General features: G+C 64.3%; 21 protein-coding genes. 5 read left to right on the top strand and 16 right to left on the bottom strand.

Annotated elements, in window-relative coordinates:
- Positions 1-100: 100 nt before the first annotated feature.
- Genes mmsB through JAB1_RS05940 form a run of 3 tightly spaced genes read right to left on the bottom strand, consistent with a single transcriptional unit; the run spans position 101 to position 3,754 of the window.
- Positions 101-994: a 3-hydroxyisobutyrate dehydrogenase gene (gene mmsB / locus JAB1_RS05950; protein ID WP_070279168.1), complete on the bottom strand. Its 894-nt coding sequence runs from the start codon at positions 992-994 to the stop codon at positions 101-103.
- Positions 995-1,004: 10 nt separating this feature from the next.
- Positions 1,005-2,519, bottom strand: a complete 1,515-nt coding sequence (locus tag JAB1_RS05945) for a CoA-acylating methylmalonate-semialdehyde dehydrogenase (RefSeq protein WP_034788904.1) — start codon at positions 2,517-2,519, stop codon at positions 1,005-1,007.
- Positions 2,520-2,536: 17 nt separating this feature from the next.
- The gene (locus JAB1_RS05940) at positions 2,537-3,754 is read right to left on the bottom strand and encodes an ABC transporter substrate-binding protein (RefSeq protein WP_070279167.1); all 1,218 of its coding nucleotides are present in this window, start codon (positions 3,752-3,754) and stop codon (positions 2,537-2,539) included.
- A gap of 121 nt (positions 3,755-3,875) precedes the next feature.
- Between JAB1_RS05940 and JAB1_RS05935 the strand changes: the two genes are divergently transcribed.
- From JAB1_RS05935 to JAB1_RS05925, 3 genes are all read left to right on the top strand, one after another.
- The gene (locus JAB1_RS05935) at positions 3,876-4,793 is read left to right on the top strand and encodes a LysR family transcriptional regulator (RefSeq protein WP_034788899.1); all 918 of its coding nucleotides are present in this window, start codon (positions 3,876-3,878) and stop codon (positions 4,791-4,793) included.
- Between the two features lie 57 nt (positions 4,794-4,850).
- Complete coding sequence (locus tag JAB1_RS05930) at positions 4,851-5,381, top strand: isochorismatase family protein (protein WP_070279166.1); 531 nt, start codon at positions 4,851-4,853, stop codon at positions 5,379-5,381.
- Between the two features lie 106 nt (positions 5,382-5,487).
- A complete protein-coding gene (locus tag JAB1_RS05925) occupies positions 5,488-7,359 on the top strand; it encodes a hypothetical protein (protein ID WP_070279165.1) in 1,872 nt (623 codons plus the stop codon).
- A 7-nt stretch (positions 7,360-7,366) separates the two neighbouring features.
- Here the strand turns inward: JAB1_RS05925 and JAB1_RS05920 are convergent, their stop codons facing one another.
- From JAB1_RS05920 to JAB1_RS05910, 3 genes are all read right to left on the bottom strand, one after another.
- Positions 7,367-8,524 (bottom strand): heparan-alpha-glucosaminide N-acetyltransferase domain-containing protein, encoded by a 1,158-nt coding sequence (locus JAB1_RS05920; RefSeq protein WP_070279164.1) that lies wholly within the window; start codon positions 8,522-8,524, stop codon positions 7,367-7,369.
- Between the two features lie 73 nt (positions 8,525-8,597).
- Positions 8,598-10,640 (bottom strand): TonB-dependent siderophore receptor, encoded by a 2,043-nt coding sequence (locus tag JAB1_RS05915; protein WP_254671987.1) that lies wholly within the window; start codon positions 10,638-10,640, stop codon positions 8,598-8,600.
- A gap of 54 nt (positions 10,641-10,694) precedes the next feature.
- Entirely contained in the window at positions 10,695-11,612 is a 918-nt protein-coding gene (locus JAB1_RS05910) for a LysR family transcriptional regulator (protein WP_254671986.1), read from the bottom strand.
- Between the two features lie 116 nt (positions 11,613-11,728).
- On the opposite strand from JAB1_RS05910, the gene JAB1_RS05905 reads away from it, so the two are divergent.
- Both JAB1_RS05905 and JAB1_RS05900 read left to right on the top strand, forming a co-directional pair.
- Positions 11,729-12,715: a zinc-dependent alcohol dehydrogenase family protein gene (locus JAB1_RS05905; protein ID WP_070279162.1), complete on the top strand. Its 987-nt coding sequence runs from the start codon at positions 11,729-11,731 to the stop codon at positions 12,713-12,715.
- 71 nt (positions 12,716-12,786) lie between these two features.
- On the top strand, positions 12,787-13,110 hold the full coding sequence (locus tag JAB1_RS05900) for a tetratricopeptide repeat protein (protein WP_070279161.1): 324 nt from the start codon (positions 12,787-12,789) through the stop codon (positions 13,108-13,110).
- A 6-nt stretch (positions 13,111-13,116) separates the two neighbouring features.
- Here JAB1_RS05900 and bla read toward each other — a convergent pair whose 3' ends face one another.
- From bla to JAB1_RS05850, 10 genes are all read right to left on the bottom strand, one after another.
- The gene (gene bla, locus JAB1_RS05895) at positions 13,117-14,079 is read right to left on the bottom strand and encodes a subclass B3 metallo-beta-lactamase (protein WP_071653332.1); all 963 of its coding nucleotides are present in this window, start codon (positions 14,077-14,079) and stop codon (positions 13,117-13,119) included.
- Positions 14,080-14,137: 58 nt separating this feature from the next.
- On the bottom strand, positions 14,138-15,889 hold the full coding sequence (locus JAB1_RS05890) for a M56 family metallopeptidase (RefSeq protein WP_070279160.1): 1,752 nt from the start codon (positions 15,887-15,889) through the stop codon (positions 14,138-14,140).
- Entirely contained in the window at positions 15,886-16,278 is a 393-nt protein-coding gene (locus JAB1_RS05885) for a BlaI/MecI/CopY family transcriptional regulator (RefSeq protein WP_034757543.1), read from the bottom strand. The genes JAB1_RS05890 and JAB1_RS05885 overlap by 4 nt, the downstream gene beginning before the upstream one ends.
- 64 nt (positions 16,279-16,342) lie before the next feature.
- A complete protein-coding gene (locus JAB1_RS05880) occupies positions 16,343-17,833 on the bottom strand; it encodes a hypothetical protein (RefSeq protein WP_217494266.1) in 1,491 nt (496 codons plus the stop codon).
- 104 nt (positions 17,834-17,937) lie between these two features.
- On the bottom strand, positions 17,938-19,284 hold the full coding sequence (locus JAB1_RS05875; protein WP_070279158.1) for a DUF3422 domain-containing protein: 1,347 nt from the start codon (positions 19,282-19,284) through the stop codon (positions 17,938-17,940).
- A gap of 122 nt (positions 19,285-19,406) precedes the next feature.
- Entirely contained in the window at positions 19,407-20,615 is a 1,209-nt protein-coding gene (locus JAB1_RS05870; RefSeq protein WP_070279157.1) for a multidrug effflux MFS transporter, read from the bottom strand.
- Positions 20,612-21,268 carry a CerR family C-terminal domain-containing protein gene (locus JAB1_RS05865; protein WP_070279156.1) on the bottom strand — a complete coding sequence of 219 codons (657 nt, stop codon included), beginning with the start codon at positions 21,266-21,268 and terminating at the stop codon, positions 20,612-20,614. The genes JAB1_RS05870 and JAB1_RS05865 overlap by 4 nt, the downstream gene beginning before the upstream one ends.
- Positions 21,269-21,390: 122 nt before the next feature.
- Positions 21,391-21,867: a copper chaperone PCu(A)C gene (locus JAB1_RS05860; RefSeq protein WP_070279808.1), complete on the bottom strand. Its 477-nt coding sequence runs from the start codon at positions 21,865-21,867 to the stop codon at positions 21,391-21,393.
- An 18-nt stretch (positions 21,868-21,885) separates the two neighbouring features.
- Complete coding sequence (locus JAB1_RS05855; protein ID WP_070279155.1) at positions 21,886-22,482, bottom strand: SCO family protein; 597 nt, start codon at positions 22,480-22,482, stop codon at positions 21,886-21,888.
- A 62-nt stretch (positions 22,483-22,544) separates the two neighbouring features.
- Positions 22,545-22,931: a DUF2946 domain-containing protein gene (locus JAB1_RS05850; RefSeq protein WP_230522056.1), complete on the bottom strand. Its 387-nt coding sequence runs from the start codon at positions 22,929-22,931 to the stop codon at positions 22,545-22,547.
- Between the last annotated feature and the right edge of the window lie 17 nt (positions 22,932-22,948).

The raw sequence follows: 22,948 nt of genomic DNA, 5'->3' as shown, positions 1-22,948 counted from the left end.
CTGATTGTATATTCTTATCCTCCTGACAGCATGCACGTTTGGATGACGAGCATCAAAAAAAAAGCGCTCCCGCAGGAGCGCCATCGCCACAATAGCTGCCTTATGCCGGCGTATCCTGCAACCGGTAGATGCTGGAGAAATCGAGCCCGCCCGATCCAGCCTTGCTATGCATGTCGTACAGCTTGCGCGCCAGCGCGCCCAGCGGCACGCTGGCGCCCGCCGCCTCGGCGCTTTCCACGGCCAGCCCCAGGTCTTTCAGCATCAGGTCGACGCCAAAGCCGCCCGTGTAGCCGCGCGACGCGGGCACGTTTTCGGCCACGCCCGGACATGGGTTGTACACGTCCAGGGTCCAGTTGCGGCCCGAGCTTTTCGCCATCACGTCGGATACCACCTTGGGATCGAGGCCATTGGCCACGCCCAGGCGTATGGCTTCGCTGGTGCCGATCATGAGTATCCCCAGCAGCATGTTGTTGCAGATCTTGACCGTCTGGCCGCAACCGGAGCCGCCCGCGTGGAAGATGGCCTTGCCCATGACGTCCAGGTAGGGCCGTGCCGCCGCCAGCGCGGATTCTTCGCCGCCCACCATGAAAGTCAGCGTGCCGTTGGTGGCGCCCGCCGTGCCGCCCGAGACGGGCGCGTCCAGCATGGGCATGCCCTTCTCCTGCGCCGCGCGGCCCACCTGGCGCGCCGCCTCGGTGGAAATCGTCGAACAGTCGATCAGCAAGGTGCCGGGCCGCGCCTGCGCCAAAATACCCGCGTCCCCAAGGTAGGCGCCCAGCACGTGGCGGCTGGCCGGCAGCATGGTGATGACGATGTCGGCCTGGCCGATCGCCGCCGCCTGGTCATCGGACACGAGGCCGCCGCCGTCGGCAAACTGACGCACGCTGGCTGGCAGCAAGTCGAAACCCGTCACCGCATGGCCGGCCCGCACGAGGTTCTGCGCCATGGGCAAGCCCATGTTGCCCAGGCCGATGAAAACGATATTGGTGCCCATGGCCTTCCCCTTATTTCATCGAGATGGTGGTATTGACGCCGCTGCCGCCATCGTCCGGGGCGAACCAGCGCGCCGTGACGGTCTTGGTCTGCGTCCAGAAGTACAGGGCCTGTTTGCCGTTCGGGCCCAGGTCTCCCAGCTTCGACGCGCGCGACCCCGTAAAACTGAAATACGCGACGGGTACGGGAATGGCCACGTTGATGCCCACCTGCCCCACATCGATCTCGTTCTGGAATTTGCGCCCCGCCCAGCCGGATGAGGTGAAGATCGAGGTGCCGTTGCCGTTCGGGTTGGCGTTGATGAAGGCGATGGCCTGGTCCAGCGTGTCCGTCTCGACCACGCACATGGCGGGGCCAAAGATTTCCTGCGTGTAGACGGAGTTCGACGCCTGGACCTTGGAGAAAATCGTCGGGCCCATGAAATTGCCGCCCTCGTAGCCGGCCACCTTGTGGCCGCGGCCGTCGAGCAGCAGCTGCGCGCCTTCGTCCACGCCCGCCTGGATCAGCTTTTCCGCGCGCTGCATGGCCGCCTTGGAAACCATCGGACCCAGGTCGGCATCGCGGTCGCTGCCCGGCCCCACTTTCAGCGCCTGCGAACGGGCGACGATTTCCGGCAGCCAGGAGCGCGCCTCGCCCACCAGCACCACGACGGAATTGGCCATGCAGCGCTGGCCGGCCGCACCGAAGGCCGCGCCGATCAGGTTATTGATCGCCTGCTCCTTGTTGGCGTCGGCCAGCACCACGCAATGGTTTTTCGCGCCCATCATCGATTGCGCGCGCTTGCCCGATTCGCTGGCGCGGCGGTACACATGCGTGCCCACGTGGGTGGAGCCGATGAAGGAGACGGCCTTGATGTCGGGATGGTCGCACAGCATGTTGACGACGTCGGCGCCGCCATGCACGACGTTCAGGACGCCGGCCGGCAAGCCCGCCTGGTACATCAGTTCGACCAGGTACATGGTCGAAGACGGATCCTGTTCCGACGGTTTCAGCACAAACGTATTGCCGCAGGCGATAGCGATCGGGAACATGAAGCACGGCAGCATGACGGGGAAATTGAACGCCGTGATGCCGGCGCCCACGCCCAGCGGCTGGTAGATATTGTAGACATCGACGCCGGTGGCCGCGTTTTCCGCGATTTCGCCCAGTTGCAGGGTGGCGATCGAACACGCGTGCTCCACCACTTCCAGGCCGCGCATGACTTCCCCTTCCGCGTCGGGCAGGGTCTTGCCGTGTTCGCGCGTGATCAGTTCGGCCAGGGCCCCGATGTTTTCGCGGATCAGATGCTGGTACTTGAGCATGATGCGCATGCGCGCGGCCAGCGGGGTATTGCGCCAGGTCTTGAACGCTTCCTTGGCCGTGGCGACGGCCAGGTTGACTTCGTCCGGCGTGGAAAACGGCACCTTGGCGACGATTTCCTGCGTGGCCGGGTTGACGACGTCGCGCCATTCGCTGCTGCTGGACGCATGGTGCTTGCCGCCGATGTGCAGGGGGATGGCAGGGACTTGGGTGAGGGCTTGGTTCATGGTTCGAGACTCCGTGGTTATTTTTTAACGAGGTTGCACGCCGCAGCATCCATCGGCTTGAACGCCTGGTCGGCGGGGATGGTGGACAGCACTTTCAGGTAATCCCACGCGCCTTTCGATTCGGCCGGGGTCTTCACCTGCACCAGGTACATGTCGTGGATCACGCGGCCATCGGGGCGGATCGAGGCGTTGTTCATCACGGAATCCTTGATGGGCAGCTGGCGCATTTTTTCGGCGACGATTTTCGAGTCGTCGCTCTTCGCGGCCGCCACCGACTTCAGGTAGTGGTAGACGCTGGAATACACGCCCGCCTGCACCATGGTCGGCTTGGCGCCCTTGTTGAGCGCCTCGAAGCGTTTCGCAAACGCGCGGCTGCGGTCATCGTAATCCCAGTAAAAACCGTCCGCGTAGACGAGGCCCTGGGCCGTATCCAGTCCCAGCGCGTGCACATCCGAGAGGAACACCAGCAAGGCGGCCAGGCGCTGGCCCTTGCCGCTGCCGATGCGGAATTCGCGCGCCTGCTTGATGGCCGATACCGTGTCGGCGCCGCCATTGGCCAGGCCGATCACCTGTGCTTTCGAGCCTTGCGCCTGCACCAGGAAGGACGAGAAATCGGACGCGTTGAGGGGATGGCGCACGGCGCCCAGCACCGTGCCGCCGTTGCGCTTGACGACCTCGCTGGCATCCTTTTCCAGCGAATGGCCGAACGCGTAATCGACGGTGACGAAGTACCACGACTTTTGCCCCAGCTTGGTCAGCGCCGCCGCCGTGCCGGCTGCCTGCGAATACGTGTCGAACATCCAGTGGAAGCCGTTCGGCGAGCAGTCTTCATTGGTCAGGCGACCCGTGGCCGGGCCGCTGAACATGGCGATGCCGCCCTTCTCTTTCATCAGCTTTTGCACGGACAGGGCGACCGAGGAATTGGTCAGGTCGGCGATGGCGTCGACCTTGTCGCGGTCTATCCATTCGCGCGCCTTGGAGGCAGCGATGTCGGCCTTGTTCAAATGGTCGGCCGAAAGGATTTCGATCTTCATGCCCTTGCATTCGGCCTTCAGGCAATCCTCGACGGCCATCTGGCTGGCGACGACGGAGCCGCGCCCGCCCATGGCCGAATACGGCCCGGACATGTCGGTCAGGATGCCGACCTTGACGACGCCATCGGAAATTTGCGCGTGCGCGCCGCCAAAGGAAAGGGTGAGCGCCAGCGCGCCCATGGCCAGAACGGTTTTTTTCATGCATGTCTCCAGGTGAATGGGTTTTCTTATATGTTTAGATGCATTCTGCATGTGTAAAAATATGCACTCAAGTGAAATTAATGCATAATTCCTTTGCAAAAATACACAGAGAGGGTTTGCCATGCTCGATTGGGACAATGTACGGGTCTTCCTGGAACTGACGCGCAGCGCCGGCCTCGTCGATGCGGCGAAAAAGCTGGGCATCGACCATTCCACCGTGTCGCGGCGCATGCGCAAGTTCGAGGAGCAGGTGGGCACGCAGCTGTTCGACCGCAACTACGTGGGCTACCAGCTGACGCCCGAAGGCCACCGCCTGATGGAATACGCGGAAACCATGGAAAGCACGGTGTTCGCCGCCACCGAGGAATTGGGCGAGCACAACCGCCTGCTGTCGGGCCAGGTGCGCCTGGGCGCTACCGAGGGCTTCGGCGCCATCGTGCTGGCGCCCCACCTGGCGCAGTTCTGCGGGCGATACCCGCACATCAGCGTGGACCTGATCGCCGTGCCCCGCTTTGTCAGCCTGTCCAAACGCGAGGCGGACGTGGCCATTTCCGTCGAACGCCCCCAGTCCGGCCCCTACGTGGTCACGAAACTGTCCGACTACCGCCTGAAACTGTATGCCACGCCCGCCTACCTGGCGCGCCACGCGCCGATCACCAGCGTGGCCCAACTGGCGCAGCACCCCATCATCGGCTACGTGGACGACCTGGTCTTCAGTTCGGAGCTGCGCTACATGGACAACGTGGCGCCCGACTCCCTGCGCGCGTTTCGCAGCACCAGCGTGATCGCCCAGTACCACGCGGCGCGCGCGGGCCAGGCGCTGGCCATCCTGCCCTGCTTCGTGGCCCAGCAGTCGAATGAGCTGGTGCCCGTGCTTGATGGCGAGATCGACCTGCTGCGCGCCTTCTGGATGATTTCGCCCAGTGAGCGGCGCAATATTGCCAGGGTCAGCGCCCTGTGGAACTACTTGCGTGCCGCCGTCGATTTGAATCATGGCTACCTGATGGGCGAAACAGCCGTGCCCAGCTGGCCAACTTAAGCAAACTGCGGCGCGCTACACTGTCGCCACATACTAATTACTAATGAGGAGAACGCCATGCTGATGGATGCGAACCAGGCCGTACTGGTCATTGTCGACCTGCAAGGTCGCTTGATGCCGGCCATCCACGATGCCGGCTTGGTGCTGGCGCAAAACCTGCGCCTGGCAAAGATCGCCCGACTGCTCGACGTGCCCGTGCTGGGCACGGAACAGAACCGCCAGGGGCTGGGGCCGAACGTGGAAGAGATCGCCGCCCTGTGCGAACGGACCTTGCACAAGACGCATTTCGGCGCCTGTGCCGACGGTTTGCAGAATATCCTGCCGCCTGGACGCAGACAAATCGTCGTCACGGGTTGCGAAGCCCATGTGTGCATGCTGCAGACGGCCATCGGCTTGCTGGAACTGGGGTACGAGGTCATCATCGCCATCGACGCCGTCGGCTCGCGCCAGGCCGCCAGCCGCGACGCGGCGCTGGCCCGCCTGGGCAAGCTGGGCGCCCATCTGGTGACGGTGGAAATGCTGGCCTTCGAATGGTTGCGCGATTGCAAACATCCGCGTTTCCGCGAAGTATTGACGCTGATTAAATAGAAAGCAGGTTTAAGCCAGATCAATCCTGTCGGCCGCCCATTTGCTAGCTTGGTAACAGCGCCGCCATTCCGAGCGGTGCGCCGTCCACATCAGCAAGGGAGCCATCATGGCCTATATCCTGCGGGGCAAGCTGTGCGGCTTGATCTGTGCCGAGTGTCCTGAAGCTTTATCCCACGTCCTCGTGCGCCTGTACCGGCCGCGCGAGTCGCAAAACGTCACGGCCCTGGCCGTGGCCAGCGCCAAGGAAACCTTCGCCATCCTCACGGACGAGGAAGTGCAGGCGAAAGCGCCCTTCCTGCTGGCCGAGGCGCGCACGGATGACGATGGCAACTACAGTTTTACCCTGGAAGACGATTATCGGGGCGAGGCCGTCGAAGTCGATATCCTGTGCCCCACCGTGCCGCATTTGAAACCTGGGCCGAAAGACCCCGTGCCGCTGCAGTTTTCCATCACCACCATCCAGCCCCGCTGGCGCCAGGTAGAGAACGATTTCCTCGCCGTCTGGGATTATTGCCTGCCGCAACGCTTCTGGTGCCTGGTGCGCGCCCGCTTCGGCGCCTGGACCATCTGCGGCCGGCTGCGCACCTGCGACGCTCCCCACGCGCCGATCGCCGGCGCCACCGTGCGCGCGTTCGACGCGGACTGGCTACAGGATGATGCGCTGGGAGTGGCGGTGACGGACGTCAGCGGGCGCTTCCGCATCGATTACCTGACGTCGGACTTCACGCTCACGCCTTTCTCCCCATTCATCAACGTGGAATTCGCCAGCGGGCCAGACGTGTATTTCACGGCGCAACTGGGCAGCGTGACGATCCTGTCGGAAACACAAGCCAACGGCCGCCAGCCGGGGCGCGAAAACGTGGGCCACTGCTTCTGCGTGGAACTGTGTTCGAAAGACGTCTTGCCGCCCGACGTGGAAGGCGTGCCCCACTGGCAGCAGGTGGAAATCTTCGACATCCACCCGTTTCCCTCGCTGGCCGGCTTTTCCGCGCAAGGCTATGCGGGCGGCGCCGGCGCCTCGTATGTGTTCGCCGGCGGTGTCACCTTGAAGGGCAATTGCCCGCTGCGCAACAGCGCCATTCCCGCCAACCCGCTGGAATACCGTTTCCTGATCGGCGAATGGTCCTGGCCCGGCGGCAGCGACGACCCGGCAGCCATCCCCACGGTGGCACCCGCCAGCCTGGCGCCGCTCACGCAAATCCTCGGCACGCACGTCGGCTATGTGTTTTATACGAATGGACTGGGTCTCGGCGATTCGGCGCCCGTCATCATCGACGCGGGCGATTTGCAGCCTGGCGGCTGGATACGGGTGGACGGCAAGCCTGTCACCGTGGACATGCGCGACGGCACGACGGCCGTCGTCAACGTGGCGCCCAGCATCTTCCTGCGCACGTTTGACTTGCTGACCGTGAATACGCCGGCCATCACCAGCCTGCATCCGGCCAAGCTGCCGGGCGGCTTGCCCATCCTCGACGCGGGCCGCAGCCTGACGGCGGCCGAGAGCGAACCGATACGCCGCTACCGCCTGGGCTTCGAGGTGCGCGACGGCATCAGCCTGGCGCTGGTGGCCACGGACGGGCTCGATTCCATCGTCTTCGACAACTCGCCCGTCATCGTGGCGCTGGACCTGGAAGAGCTGCGCAGCAATGCCTGCAACCCCATCGCGGGCGGCCTCGTGCATATCCTGTACACGATCGACCATCCGCATCTGCGCTTTTTCAATATCACGATTTCCAACAACAACGGCATCCAGCATCCGCCGCCACCGCTGCCGGCCGCCAGCTTCACGCCGCCGCCACCACCGAGCAATTACCTGTTCCGCGGCGCCGCGGGCGGGCCGCATTTATCAGGCAACAATGGCGGCTTCCCCGTCAACGTGGCGCTCGATCCGCCGTGCGCCTACAGGGTGGCCATCGGTTGGCAGACGCGGCATTACCTGGCGTCCAGCCACAGCATCGATAGGCTGTACTGCAAGTAGGCATGCTTCAGAAATAGCGCACCCACGCCCGTTGCGAGGTGCGCTTGTAGCTGGCGAACGCGCGGCAGGGAAAGTACAGCACGGGCATCAGGGCCAGCGCGATCAGCCACACTTGCCAGATATGCTCGACGCCATACCGGGCACCGTGGTTGGCGCCCAGCACGGCTGTCAAGGCGAGACCGATGGCCAGCAGCAGGTATAAATGCAGCAGATAGTAAAACATGGGCGCGCCGCCAAAGGTGGCGCAAGCCCGCGTAAACCAGTTATCGACGCTTTCCAGCCAGGCCAGGCCCAGCATACCCAGGCCCAGGGTGAACAGCAAAAAGTCCAGCGATGGCGGATATTTCGTGAAGTTCAGCACGCTCATGGCCGTGCGCAAGACCGTGTCGCCCGCCACCCACGGCAGGGTTTCACCATAGATATTGCAACCGCGCAGCACGGCCAGCAACAGCAAGCTGCCTGCGCCCAGCGCCAGCAGCAGGCGCCGCCGCCCCTCTATCGAACGGCCGCGCGCATACAGGGGCCCGGCCGCATAGCCGAGCACGATCACGCCTATCCACGGCAGCAACGGATAACTGACCTTGATCTTCATGGCGCCGTCCGCCACCAGATACCCCCGTTGCAGCAATACCGTCAGCGCGTCATGGGCAAAGCTGCCCTCTTCCGCGCGCAAGCCCGTGAGCAAATGCTGGCCCGCGATGATCGCCACGCCCAACAGCGCCAGCACTTTCAACGGCAACTGGTGCAGCACGGCCAGCGCCATCATGGCCAGGCCGATGACCCAGATCACCTGCAGATACAGCACGGCTGGCGGAAACGCCCCGCTCCAGGCGAAATTGACGAACACCAATTCCAGCACCACCAGCAGCAAGCCCCGCTTGAACAAGAAGCCCGTGGCGCTGCGTGGCCCGGCGGCCGGATGCGCATACAGCCAGGCGGACAAGCCCGTCAGGAAAACGAACATGGGCGCGCACACGTGGGCGGCCAGCCGCGTGAAGAACAAGGCCGGATCGACACTGGCCGCATCCATCGGGTCGCCGACCTGGTGGTGTAAAAAGACGGTTTCACGCACATGGTCGAACAGCATGATCAGCATGACGAGGCCGCGCAGCACGTCGATGACGGCGATGCGGGTGCGCAGGGTGGCAGAAGAAGTCGATGTCATAGTGATTGCTTAAAAACGGTAATGGGCATGCAAGGTCATCGTGCGCTCCGCCCCCGGCGCCACCCACAGCTGGCTATACGAACTCGCATAGTAGCTGCGGTTGAACAGGTTTTTTTCCACGTTTCAGGGCCAGGCGCAATTGTGCGTTGGGCGAATACGACGCCAGCAATCTGGCCGTCGTGTAGGCCGGCAGGGTAAAACTGCTGCTGACGGCCACGTCGCCCAGGCGCTCGCCCACATATTGCACGCCGCCGCCCACGCTGGCCGTGCCCGTGGCCAGCGCAAATTGCTGGGTGGCCAGCAGGTTGGCGCTGTGGCGCGGCACGTTGGCGAAGCGGCTGCCCGTCACAATCGTATTGTCGCCGCGCGTGACGGTGGCGTTGGTGTAGGCATAGGCGCCCGAGACGCGCAAGCCGCGCGCCACTTCACCAGACACGTCCAGTTCCAGCCCCCGGCTGCCCACCTCGCCCGCCGCGATGGCGAAATCCGTGTTGGCGGGATTCGTCGTCAGCACATTGCTCTTGCGGATGTCGTACACGGCCACGGTGCCCGTCAGCTTGCCCGTTTCCAGCTTGGCGCCCAGTTCATACGAGCGGCTGCGCTCTGCCGGGAAAGCCTGGTTGGCGATGCTGATGCCGCTGTTGGGGCGGAAGCCCTTGGCCGCGCTTGCATACAACGACCACATTGTCGACGGCTGGTAGACGAGGCCCGCGCGGGGGCTCGTGGCCGACAGCGACTGGCGGTTGCTCACGTTCAGGCGATTGTTCCTCACGTCCTGCGTGTAGCTATCGTGGCGCACGCCGACCAGCGCCTTCCATTGCGCGCCCAGATCCAGTTGATCCTGCGCATACAGGCCGCGCGCCCTTTGCCCTTCCTGCGTGTCGATGGACAGGGCCAGCGGATCGGCCCTGCCGCCATACGCGGGATTGAAAATGTCGATGGCATACGCATTCGCGGCCGAGGGATTGCGCCGCAGCTGCACCCGGTGGTCGTCGAAATGATAGGCGTCGACACCGGCCAGCACCTCGTGCGCCAGCGCCCCCGTCCTGAACTTGCCCAGCACCTCGACACGGGCCGACGCGTCGGTGGCGGAAAAATCGCGGTGCCGTCGCTGGCGGTTCAGGGTGCGGCCATCGGCCAGCAGCTTGTTCGCTTCGGTCGAGTAACCGGTCAATTCGCTGTCGCGGTAAGAAGCGCCCGCCTGCACCGTCCAGTCTTCAGACAGCGCGTGGTGGATGAACAGCTGCTGCCCCAGCGACTTGACCGTCATGGGGCCATCGCCCGGTTCGCCCAGGAAGCGCGAGACGGGGACAAGACCCAGCTGGCCATTGACGGCGACCACGCCCCGGTCGAACGGGGCGCGCTGGCGCACCGCTTCGACTTCATACGACACGGTCGTGTGCTCGCCCAGCAGCCAGAGAAACGAGGGAGCAAACAGGCTGCGCTCGACTTTCAAGGTATCGCGGAAGCTGTGCCCCTCTTCATGCGCCGCATTCAGGCGGTAGGCGATGGTGGCGCTCAAGGGTCCCGTCAAGTCGGCGGCGGTGCGGCGCGTCTGGAAGCTGCCCAGCGACACATCGGCGCTGTACTCGGGCGCGAATTTCGGCTTTTTCGTCGTGATGTTCACCGTGCCGCCCGGCTCGCCCCGGCCGTACAGGGCCGACGCGGGGCCTTTCAGCACTTCCACGGCCTGCGTATTGCCGCCGTCGCGCATGCCGTTGTAGCCGCGGCTGCTACTGAAACCGTTGACCATGTAGTCGGAACCGAAATTAGGGTCGCCCGTGAAGCCGCGCATGGCGTAGCTGTCCCACAAACCGCCCAGCGGACTTTGCTTCGCAATGCCGCTGGCCAGGTCCAGCGCGCCGGCCAGGGTCGTCACGCCCGCGTCGCGCAACAGGTCGCCGGTCAGCACGCGCACGCTTTGCGGCAAGTCCATCAGCAAGGCATCCGTCTTGGTGGCGCCCGTGGCCGACAGGCTGCGGTAATGCTGGCGCTCGGCCTTGACGGTGACGACGTCCTGCGCGTCGGGCTGGTCGGCAGCGGGATCGAAGGCGAGCGCCAGGGGACTGGCGGCAGCCAGCAAAAGCGCCACGGGGCGGCGTAAGAACACGGACATGGGATTCCTGACGATGGGCAATTCAATGCAATATGCTTGCATTATAATTGATAATCAATTCTCATTAAAGCCCTCCTGGAAAATCTGCGCCAGGAACTCCACAAACACTTGCACCTTGGCAGCACGCAGCTGGCGCGGGTGAAACAGCGCCCACAGATCCGGTCCACGCGTGCGATACGGTTGCAGCACGGGCACCAGGGTCCCCTCGCGCAAGGGCTGCAACACGGAGACGGACAGCGCCTGGACGATGCCGCAGCCAGCCTGGGCGGCGGCAAGCATCGATTCGATATGATCGAAGGACAAGGCCGCTGGCGGCGTGTGCGCATATGCCGCATCGCCCGCCTCGGCCAGGAACAGCCAGGGCCGCACCTGGCGCGATTTCGGATACAGGAAATGCAGGCAGGCAAACCGGTCCAGTTCCTGCGGCGTGCGCGGCATGCCATGCCGGGCGACAAAGGCGGGCGAGGCGCAGCACAGGTAATCCATTTTCAACAGGCTGCGCGCCACCAGCGACGAATCCTGCGGTTCGCCGATGCGCAGCATCACGTCGATCCCCTCTTCCACCATGTCGACCAGGCGGTCGCTGACGGTCAGGCGCAAGGCAATGTCGGGATAGGCGGCGATAAAGCGGGGCAAGGCGGGCGCCACCAGGTTGCGGCTGATGCTGCTGGGCATATCCACGCGCAAGCTGCCCGATGGCCGCTCGGCCGCCTGCAGCAGGCTGGACTCCAGCGCGGCCATATCGGCCAGCACCTGGCGCGCCTGCGCATGGCACTGCTGGCCTTCGGCCGTCAGCGACATGCTGCGCGTGGTGCGCTGCAAGAGCCGTACGCCGAAATGCCTTTCCAGCGCCGCCACCTGGTTCGTCACGGACGAGGTGGAAATGCCCAGGCGCTGCGCCGCCCTGCTGAAGCCGCCCGCCTCGACCACGGCGCAAAACACGTGCATTGCTTCCAGCCTGTCCATATTCATTCCCCTTCTGTTATGCAGGCGATTATCCACGATACTGAAATAGTGCATCGCGCCGCGCCCCGTTTTTCTTTGGACCGTCCCCGCCTAGACTGGGGCATCAACCACAGGAGAATCCCATGCAAGCCCTCGTCCTCACCAGCTTTGCCGCCCCCATGAGCATCGAACACCTGCCCGTGCCGCAGCCCGGCCCCGGGCAAGTCCTCGTGCGCATCGGCGCCAGCGGCGTCAACCCGCTCGACACGAAAATCGCCGCTGGCGCCGCCCCGCACGCCCGGCCGCGGCTGCCCGCCATCCTCGGCATCGACGTGGCCGGCACGGTGGCGGCCATCGGCGATGGCGTGACGACTTTTCACGTTGGCGCAACAGTCTATGGCATGGCGGGCGGCATCGGCGGCATCCAGGGCTCGCTGGCCGAGTACGGCGTCTTCGACGCAGCGCTGCTGGCGCCCGTGCCGCCAGCGCTGAGCATGCGCGAAGCGGCCGCCCTGCCCCTCGTCTTCATCACGGCCTGGGAAGGGCTGGTGGACCGCGCCCACGTGCAGGCGGGCGACAGCGTGCTCGTGCATGGCGGCGCGGGCGGCGTCGGCCACATGGCCGTGCAGCTCGCCGTCGCCTTAGGCGCCACGGTGTATGCCACGGGCAGCGCCGCCAGCCGCGCTGCCATCGAGGCGCTGGGTGCGCGCTTCATCGATTACCGCACCAGCACGGTGGACGACTACGTGGCCGAACACACGGGCGGCGCCGGCTTCGACATCGTCTACGACACCGTGGGCGGCGCCACCCTGGAGGCCAGCTTCCAGGCGGCACGCATCTACGGCGGCCACGTCGTCAGCTGCCTCGGCTGGGGCACGTTCGCGCTGAGCCCGCTGACGGCGCGCGCGGCCACCTACTCCGGCGTGTTCACCCTGCTGCCCCTGTTGAGCGGCCAGGGCCACGCGCGCCATGGCGCCATCCTGCGCGAAGCCAACAAGCTGATCGAGGCGGGCAAGCTGCGGGGGCGGCTCGACCCGCGCCGCTTCACCTTGCGCACGGCGCGCGATGCGCATGCGGCGCAGATCGATGGCAGCGCGCGCGGCAAGCTGGTGGTGGATGTGGAGGATTGAACGCCGGCTTGTTCCCCGCGCGCCGAAGCGTTAATATGCAAGAATAAACTTGCATATTGATGAGGCCGGGAATGCGTGAAAATCTGGAAAAACTGCTGGCGCAGGGGCGCGACAACGCCCTGCTGCGCTTTGGCCTGGGCGACGCCTGCCTGAAAGACAATGACGCCGAGCAAGCGGCCCTGCACCTGGCGCAAGCCACCGTGCAGCAGCCCGGCTATTCCGCCGCCTGGAAGCTGCTGGGCAAGGCCTTGCACCAGCTTGGCCGGCTGGACGAAGCGCAGGCGGCCTGGACCACGGGCGTGACTGTGGCCCAGCAGCAAGGCGACCTGCAAGCCGTGAAGGAAATGACGGTGTTCCTGAAACGCCTGCAAAAACAGCGGCAGGCGGCAGGGTAAGACTGCTTAGTGTGCGTGCGCGGCGTCCTTGGCTTCGGCTGGTAACGCGACGCCCCGTTCCTTCGCCAGGCGCTTGGCCAGCAAGCCGCCCGCTTCGGCCGCATAGGCGCGGCAAGCATTCGCGTCGATCAGGGGATTGTCCGTGCCGCTGCGCTTGGCGGCCTTGCCCAGCACGTCCGTCGTGCCCGGATGGACCGGGATGATGATGTCGCATGGCAAGGCGGCCACCTTGGCGATGCTCGCTTCGAACGAGGCCGAAATGTCAGGCGTGCCACCCTTGCCCGCGCCTTTGCCTGTATAGCGGAAATCGCCGCTCGCATACGGGTTCAGGCTGTCCGCATACACGACGTCCAGGCAGCGGTCGCCTTCGCACGAGGTCCACGTCCACGTCGTGCCGCCCGGCGTGTGGCCCGGCGTCATGTGGGCCGTCAAGGTCACTGGGCCCACCTTGACGGTATCGCCCTCGCCCACCAGGCTGACCTTGCGCACCTTGGCCACATGCACGACGGGATTGGCCTGGTATTGCGGATCATCCTTGCCATTGGTGCCGCTTTGCAGCACCGGGGCGGCCGCTGCGCTGGCCATCACGGTGGCGCCACTGGCCCGCTGCAGCGCGGCAATGCCGCCTGCATGGTCCCAATGGGCATGCGAATTGAGGATGTATTTCACATCCTCGATGCGAAAGCCCAGCGCCTTGATGTTCGCCACGATCAGGGGCGCCGACTGCGGCAGCGCGCCGTCGAGCAGGATATGGCCCTGCGGACTCGTCACCAGCACGGCGGACAGGCCGGCCGTCCCCACATACCAGCTATTGCCATAGATATTGAACGGCTTGACGGGCGCGTTCCATTCCTTGCAATTATCGCAATCGACAGGTTTATCCTGCATGGGTGCGGGGGTCTTCGCCTGCACCGAACCAGCCGCCATGGTCGCAACCGTAGCCAGCATCAACTTCGCCAATAGTGTCATCTTCATCTCCAGAGTGTAAAAAGGTGGGCGCCCGCACTGGCGCGCCCGGGGGGGGGTATCAATGCATGCGGCCTGGGCTCCCGGCCAGGGTGTCGCGGATGTGTCCGGCATCGAGCGAGCGCCGCTGCGCGCCGTCGGCGTCCAGCAGCACCACCGTGACGTGCTTGCCGCCGCTGCGCATGCGCATCGTCAGGCAACTGCCCGCCTCGTTGCTGCTGCCCGTCTTGGACAACAGAATGTCCCAGCCCTTGCCGCCCACCAGCGGATTGGTGTTGTGCAGGGTGCGCGTCTTGCCATTGACGGCCACGCTCGCCTGCGGGTGGCTGGTGATGCGCGCGATGTCCGGATAGCGCGCGGCCGCCGCGACGATCTTCGCCACCTCGCTGGCCGTGGACGTATTCGCGGGAGAACTGCCGACGGGGTCCGTCAAGGTGGTGCGGCGCAAGCCCAGGTGGCGGATCTTCGCTTGCAACGCTCGCGCAAAGGCAGTGTTGCCGCCGGGATAGGTACGCGCCAGCGCGGCGGCGGCGCGGTTTTCGGACGGCAACAGCGCCAGTTGCAGCAGCGCGCCGCGCGACACGGCCACGCCATCGGCCAGCAGGCTGTGGCGCTGCAGCGACGCATCGCCGTCGGCGCGCACGATGCGCAGCTGTTCATCGGGGTCGAGCCCCGCATCGAGCACCACCATGGCCGTCATCAGCTTGGTAATCGAGGCGATGGGCACGACGGCGTCCGCATCCTTCGCCATCAACACCTTGCCGCTGGCATCATCGAACACCAGCATGTGTTTCGCGCTGACGGGCAAGGCCAGCATGCTGGCGGCAGCCTCGGCCAGCATCGCCCCGTTGACTGCGGGCTTTTCCTGCGTCTGCAACAACAGGGTGGCGCAGGCCAGCAGCAAGGCCGGCACGGCCAGTTTCCAGCCGGCAGTATCCAGCCCTGGCGCCATCAGGCGTTCTATGCGCGTCAGCAACGCCCCGCCCCGTGCCGACATCAGCAAGCGGGAATGCTGTGGCACGGCCGTGTGCAGGGACAGCGCATGCAGCGCCGTGGCCAGCTGCTGCGGGTCTTGCAGCGCTTGCGCGGCCAGGGCATCGGCCACCTGTTCCCGCTCGGCCCGCATGCGCGCCGACAGCCACCAGACGACGGGGTGAAAGAACAGCAGCGCCTCGGCCACGCTTTGCAACAGGTTGACCAGGTAATCCCAGCGCCGCACGTGCGCCAGTTCATGCGCCAGCAGCGCTTCGAGCAGGGCGACGGGCATGCCGCTCAGCAAGGCGGCCGGCAGCAGGATGACGGGGCGCCAGAAACCCACCGTCACGGGACTGGCCAGGCCCGCATGCAGCTTCAGCGGCGGCCGCCGGTGCAAGCCCATGCGCAGCGCCAGCGCATCGAGGCGCGCCTGCCAGATGGCGGGGGCCGCCACAGCCTGGCGGCGCAGCCTGCCGACCCAGGCCAGGCCCAGGCACAGGCGCAAGCTCATCAGGCCAACGCCGGCGCTCCAGGCCAGCACCAGGGCCGGCATCCACGCTTGCAGCGCGGCGCGCCAGGCGGGCGGCGCTGCCATCGGCAGCTGGGCCAGCGATGTGCCCGAGAGCAGAGACAGCAGGTGGAGCGAGGGAATGCATAGGCACAGCAGCAGCGCCAGCGCGCACACGGCATAGCGCCAGCGCGCGCTGGCGTGGCGCAGCAGCCAGAGCAATACAGCGGAGACGGCGCCGACGATCAATCCCTGCCAGACAAAATACAGCAAGACCCAGCCCAGCGCAGGGACAAGGTTGCCCAACTCTATGCCCAGGTCCAGGTTCATGGCGCGCCGCCATCCTTGCTGCGCAGGATTTTTTCAATTTCCAGGCGTTCCGCGTCGCTCACGTGTTCGCGCAGCGCCGTCAGCACGAGCGCCTTGCCGGAACCGGAAAACACCTTGCCGATCAAGTCCTTGAGCAAACTCGTTTGCAGCTTTTCCTGCGCTTCGACGGCGGCATACAGCTGCGGCCGCTGGCTTTCGTCGCGGCTCAGCAAGCCCTTGCCATGCATCAATTGCAACTGGCGCAGCACGGTGGCGTAACTGGCGTCGGCACGCTCCGCGGCCAGGGCGTCATACACGGCGCGGGCGTCGGAAGGACCGCGCTGCCACAGGATGCGCAGCAGGTCCAGTTCGGCGGCCGTGGGATGGGGAGTGGAGGTATTTTTTAACATGCCGCTAGAATACCCAGTCTAGAACTCAATGTCTAGAACTTTTTTTCTAGAATGCTGGACTGGTCTAGAATTCGCGCAAGCGGTCGAACAGCGCCAGCAAGGCCGCCTCATCGACGAGTGTAGCGCCCTGCCCGCCCAGCTGCCCACGCAGCTGGGCCAGCAATTCCGCCAGCACCGTGTAGATTTCCTCGCGCTCGACCGTCTCGATGATGCTCGTGCGCCGCTCGATCTTGTTGAAGGCATCCACATAGGCGGCGACCATCGCCTCCAGCGCGGCGGCCGCCGCCGTCGCCTGCATGGCGGCATCGATGCCGCGCGTCACGGCCAGCATGTTCTTGTAGGCCAGCGCCGCCTTTTTCGCATACGCGGGGGAAATATGCTCGCGGCCATCCCAATCGCGGAACGGGTTGAGCAGGTTATCCGCCAGCCATTCCGGCTTGCGCGCCTTGGTGACCGACAAGTCCAATCCCTGCGCCGCCGCTGTCTTGTAGCCGGCCTTGATGGCCTTGGCGACATCCGCTGGCAAGCTGGTCAGCCACAAGGCCGACAGCTTCGGCAATTGCGCGGCCGATGGAAATTCCTCCGCCGTGAAACCGAACAGGTCATAGGCGGTGAACGTCCGCAGCTGGGCCAGCCGCGCAAGGCTGGCCATCTGCGACGCCATCCCGGGCTTGCCCCAGATGCGCAAGGATGTCAGATGGGGAAAGCGCTGCGCTACATGCGCCAAGTCGACTTCCTTCATGCCGATCAGCGACAGGCCTCCCAACTGGTCGAGACCGTGGAACGGCGGCAGCGCGTGCTTGCACTGCAGTGTCAGGTGGCGGCCATCCGCGCCATCGTCGATGCGCAGCTCCGGCGATGGCGCGCTGCCCAGCGCGAGCAGGTTCAAGCCTTCGTTCAAGACCAGGCTGGTGACGCCATCGGGCTGCAGGATCAGGCGTTCCAGGCCGCTGCCGCTGAAGTCGAGCGCATGCACCGTCGATGATTGCCATTCCAGCTCATTGATGAAGGGATTGCCTTGGATAAACTCCATCAAGGCTTGCGTGCCGTTGCCAGTCTCGATCGACATCAGGCAAGGCAGTTGCTCCAGCTCGGACACGTCGCCCAGCGCCTGCAAGACGCTGTCATTGATTTTCGTCGCGTCCTGCCGGAAGACCTGGCCGCCCAGCGTCACTTCACACTTGTCCGACGCGGCCTTGAACTGCTGGCGCCGCGCCGGATCGATGCGCTCCCAGTTGCGCTGGCGCAGCACGCTGTCGCCCACGTACCAGGCGCTGCGGTAGCTGTTGACTTCCACATCCACCAGCGGCGCGATATTGCCAACGAGCGTATAGCCAGGCGGCACGTTCGCCGTGGCATAGCAGTGATCGTGGCGATTATTCCAGAAGAAATAATCGCACAGCAGCGGCCGCATGGCTTGCACGGCCGCCGCATCGGGCAAGGCGTCACCGGTCCAGTCCAGCTCCAGCACGGCAGCTACCGGCCTGGACGACAAAGCATCCTTGATGCGGGTGACCTGGCAAGCCACATACTGCTGCAGCTCGGGCGAAAACACACTGTAAACATCTCCAACATTCGCTAGCACGCCACTTCCTTTTCAAAACACCTGACGGTCGAATGTTGAAAGATAGCAAAAATGACAGCGCGATGTCGTCCTGTTCAGTCCGCGTGCAGCTTGTGGTGCATGCGACGCAGTCCCAGCCACACGGCGGCCGCCACGAACGGCACCAGGGCGCCGACGAGGATTTCCGGATTCACGGGCAAGCCCAGTACCTTGGCCGCCTTGCCCGTGTAGCTGAACAGACCGATCACATAATAGGAAATGGCGGCCACCGACAAGCCTTCCACCGCTTGCTGCAAGCGCAGCTGCTGCGCCGCGCGGGCGTTCATCGATTGCAGGATTTGCCGGTTCTGCAATTCCTGCACGATGCCCACGCGCGTGCGCAGCAAGTCATTCGTGTTGGCGATGCGCTGCGCCATCGCTTCCTGGCGGCTGGCCATGGCTTCGCAGGTGTTCATGGCGGGCGTCAGGCGCCGATCCATGAATTCCTCGACCGTGGGTATGCCTTCGATGCGCACTTCGCGCAACTCGTCGATGCGCGCCTTGACCAGGCCCATGTAGGCTTTCGACGCGGAAAAGCGGTAGCTATTGTCGAGCGACAGCTTTTCAATGCGGGCGGCCAGGCGCGTGATGCGGTCGAGCAAGGCTTGCTCGGCAACACCCTCGTCGGCCTTGACCAGGCCCGGAGTATCGTCCGTGTCGACCATGGCGGCAGCCAGGGTGGCCAGTTCGTTCTCGATGGCATTCAAGGATGGCGCCGCCTGCATGGCGTAAGGCAAGCCCAACAAGGCCATCATGCGGTAGGTTTCGATTTCCAGCACGCGCTGCACCAATCGCCCCGACTGCTGCGAGCGCATGCCCGCATCGCGGATGACGAAACGGCTGAAGCCATCGGACTGGATGGTGAAATCCGTCCACAATTCGCCGCCCTGCAGCACCTTGCTGCCGGCCAGGGTATTGCCCTCGAACACGCGCGACAAGCCCTGCATGAAGATTTCGGCTGGTTCAGTCGCCTGCTCGAGCACCACGTGCGCCGCCACCATCAGCTTGCCCTTCAAGCCCGCCAGCCATTGCTGCGGCAACTGCGCCAAAGGCATGCGCTCGAACGCCTGCGCCAGGGGCAAGGCCTGCCCCGGATGCTCGGCGAAGGTGAACGTGGCAAATTCCGTGTGGCATTCCCATTTCAGGCGGAAGCGGCCGAAGTCGTAATAAAAATACTTGGCTTCGGCGGCGGGCGGCGTGACGCCGAAATGCGTGCACAAGGCCGCCAGGGTGGCATGCTGGGCCGCCATATTCGACGCACCGGGCGCCGCGCTGTCATCTTTATACACGGCCAGATGGGTGATCAGCTCGGGGGCGTCGAGCTGCAAAAACGGCCGCGAATGGATTTCCGCCGCCAGCGGCACGCGCAAGGCGTGGTTCAAACTGGAGTTAATCAAGTGCATGATAGCCAAAGGTAAAGTTGCAAAACTGCTTAGACCCGCGCGCGTGCTGCTGTGCCCGCAGCGTGGGTCTGATTGTCACAGTGTAACAAAGCAGGAAGCATGCCTACCTTTTCAAACTCCGCTCATGCCGTTTTAGCAATACTTATCACACCCTGCGCTGCGTCCTGGCGCGTGCCCAGCCACCAGAAAAACGCGGCCAGCGCCACGGCAGAGGCCTGCCCCAGCGCCAATTTGAACGCACTGTCGAACAGCAACGGTGCGACAAAACCGGACACGAGCGCAAACACCAGCATTTGCACGAAGTTTTGCAAGGAGGCAGCCAAACCCCGCATCTGCGGGAAAATGTCGAGCGTCGACATGGTCATGCCCGGCAAGGCCAGTGACATGCCGAACGCATACAGCATCACGGGCACGACGGCGAACGGGATGCTGGCCGCGAACCAGTGATTGTAGGCAATATTGAGCGCGCCCGTGGCCGCCATGGCCAGCAAGCCCCAGCGCACCAGCACGGCGCTTTTCACCGCATGGGCCAGCTTGCCCGACAGCGCCGAGCCGCCCACCAGGCCCGCCACCATGGGGATGAACATCCAGCCGAACGCCGTTTCCGGCAGGTGCAGCAGTTCCAGGATGAAATGCGGGGCCGAGGCGATGTACAGGGCAAAGCCGCCAAACGCAAAGGCCACGGCCAGCGAACGCAGCAGGAACGCCCGGTGGCGCAAGGCCAGCCAGTAATTGCGTGCGATGTTGCCTGGGTGAAAAGGTTGACGTTGCTCGACGGATAAACTTTCCGGCAAGCCTTTCAGGCAGGCCAGCAACAGCAGCACCGTGACGGAAAAGGTGAACACGAACGTCGATTGCCAGCCATACGCCACGTGCAGCCAGCCGCCGATGATGGGCGCGATGGCGGGCGCGATGCCGAACACCATCATGATATTGGCCAGCATCTTCTGTGCGGCCGCACCCGACAGGCTGTCGCGCACGATGGCTTGGCCGATGACCCTGCCCGCCCCCGCCGAGGCGCCCTGCATGCCGCGGAAGAACAGCAGCCAGCCAAAGCTGGGGGCAAACGCGGCGCCGATGGAGCCCACGGCAAAGATCAGCAGCGAGGCGAGAATCACGGGACGGCGGCCAAACGAATCGGACAAGGTGCCGTAAAACAAGGTCATGAAGGCATAGGCGGCCAGGTAGACGCTCAGGGTCTGCTGCACCAGCACGCTGCTGACGTCGAAATGCGTGCCGATCGCGGGAAACGACGGCAGGAAGGTATCGGTGGCGAACGGGCCCAGCATGGCCAGCCCGGCCAGCACCAGGGTCAGGTTGCGCGCTTTCATGCGCCCGCCTGCACAGCATATTGGCGGCGCAAGCCGTCGAGGGCCGCCAGCGAGAACGCGGCGACATGCTGCGCAATGCTGGCAGTGCCAGTCTCGTCATAGGTAATTTCCGGCGCCACCAGTTCATGCACGATGCGCGAACGGGCATAGAACACGACTTGGCCGATCACGCTGAACACGCATTTCTGCAGCACGTCGGCCGGCATGGCCTCGCCCACCACGCCACGGATCAAGCCTGTAAACAGGGCATGGTGCGCGCGCACATCGCGGTCTGCCAGCATGTGGATGGCGGACGTGGGTTCAATCAATTCGCGCGCCACCAGGCGGCTGAACAGCGAAGCCGCTCCCGGACGCAACATGTCGAAGACCATCGCTTCTATCGCCAGGCGCAACTGTTCCACGGGCGCCACGGCCGCCGCTGGGCCGGCCTCCGGCGCGGCAGCGGCCGAGGCACGCGCCAGCGCGCGCGCATGGTCGAAGGCGGCCAGGTACAGCTCTTCCTTGCCATGAAAATAATAGTTGACCATCGCCACGTTGACGTGGGCCGCCTCGCAGATCCTGCGCACGGACGCGAGCTTGTAGCCTTCGTCGGCAAACAGCTGGACCGCCGCCTGCAGGATGCGCGTGCGCGCCGTTTCGACTTCTTCTGTCATGCCATTCCCATCACTTAAACAGCTGTTTAATATTATTCAGCATTGTATCAAACAGCTGTTTAATTTTCAAATGGACGCAAAAAAGCCCGGCGAACCGGGCTTTGCAAGGGTATTGCCGTCGCTTAGTGCTTCATCGCCGGCATCGCGGATGACGTCGAGGTGGCGCCCAGCGGACGGGCCACGGCATTGACTTCGATCGTTTCGCGGCGCTTGTCCTCGCCTTCGACGACGAGGGTCAGCGGGATCTTGTCGCCCGCCTTCACCTGCCCTTTGAGTTCCAGCAGCATCACGTGGTAGCCGCCCGGTTTCAGTTCGACGGCTTTGCCGGCTGGCAAGGCGATTTCCTTGACCTGGCGCATGCGCATCATATTGTCCGTCATGCTCATTTCATGGATTTCCGCCACGCCGGCCACGGGCGAGCGCACTTCCAGCAGGCGCATGGCTTTCGGCGCCGTGATCTGCATGAAGGCGCCCGTGGCTTTTTGCTGCGGCACGGTGGCGCGCACCCACGGGTCGGTAATCTGCACGGCAGTCTGGGCAACGGCGGAGAAGGACAGCACAGCCAGGGCCGCGGCCAGCAGGGTTTTCAAATGGGTCATGATCATTCCTCGGTATGGTTATAAGGTGTATTTCGATTTCATCAGGGTCTTGATATCCTGCACGCACTCGTCGCCCGTCAACTGGTGCTTCAAGCCCAGGCGCATGCGTCCCTCGGCATCAAGCACATAGCTGATGGCCGTGTGGTCCATCGTGTAGGAACTGCCGCTCGGCACGCGGCGGTAGAAGACCTTGTAATTGAAGGCCGTCTGCGCCGTCGCCTGCGGGTCCGTGCGCAAGCCCAGGAAGCTGGGGTCGAAGGCGCGCATGTATTCTCCCAGCAACTCGGGCGTGTCGCGCTCGGGGTCGATGCTGATGAAGATCACTTGCAGCTTGTCGGCATCCGGCCCCAGTTTCTGGCGGATCTCCAGCGCGCGCGACAGGGCTGTCGGACACACGTCCGGGCATTGCGTAAAGCCAAAGAAGACCATCACATATTTGCCCTTGAAATCGGCCAGGGTGTAGACCTTGCCGTCGGGGCCGCTCAACTTGAAGTCGGGCTTGTAATCGCCTCCCGTCAAGTCAAGGCCGTTGTAATGGGGTTTCGGCGCGGGTTCGCAAGCCGCAAGCGTGAGCAATCCCGCCGTACCGGCGAGAAGAAAAAGACGACGTTTCATGGCATTCTGGCCCGATGGGCGTAGTGGATACAGTTAAGACGTGGAAGGCGTGACGGGTGTATTCAGGCAGCCAGAGGCGGGCCGCGCGGGCTGGCGGCCAGCCAGGCGAACGGGGCCCGCGGCGCCTGGTAAAACAATGGCGGATACAGGTCGTGGCCCGTGATCACGGGCAGCGGCGATGCTGACGACGGCGGCAAACCCGCGCTGCCCGCATGGCTCATACAGAACGGGCAATGCTCGATGTGGTGCAGCACGGAATCAGTGGTGGATTTGGCGGCTGGCGCCAGGTCCGCTTGCGTGTAGACGGCGCCGCTGGCCGAGCAAATCTCGACGGCGGCATTGTTCGCGTTCGCATGCAGCGAAGCAAACGCATACGACAGGGATGGCGACAGCGCATTGAGCAGTATCGCCAGGCAGGCGAACCACATATGCCACTGTTTGCGCTTCAATAATGATCCCATGGCCC

The organism is Janthinobacterium sp. MP5059B, from assembly GCF_001758645.1.
Lineage (GTDB): Bacteria > Pseudomonadota > Gammaproteobacteria > Burkholderiales > Burkholderiaceae_D > Janthinobacterium > Janthinobacterium lividum.
The sequence above is the reverse complement of the archived record's forward strand: the minus strand, read 5'-3'. Positions and strand labels throughout refer to the sequence as shown.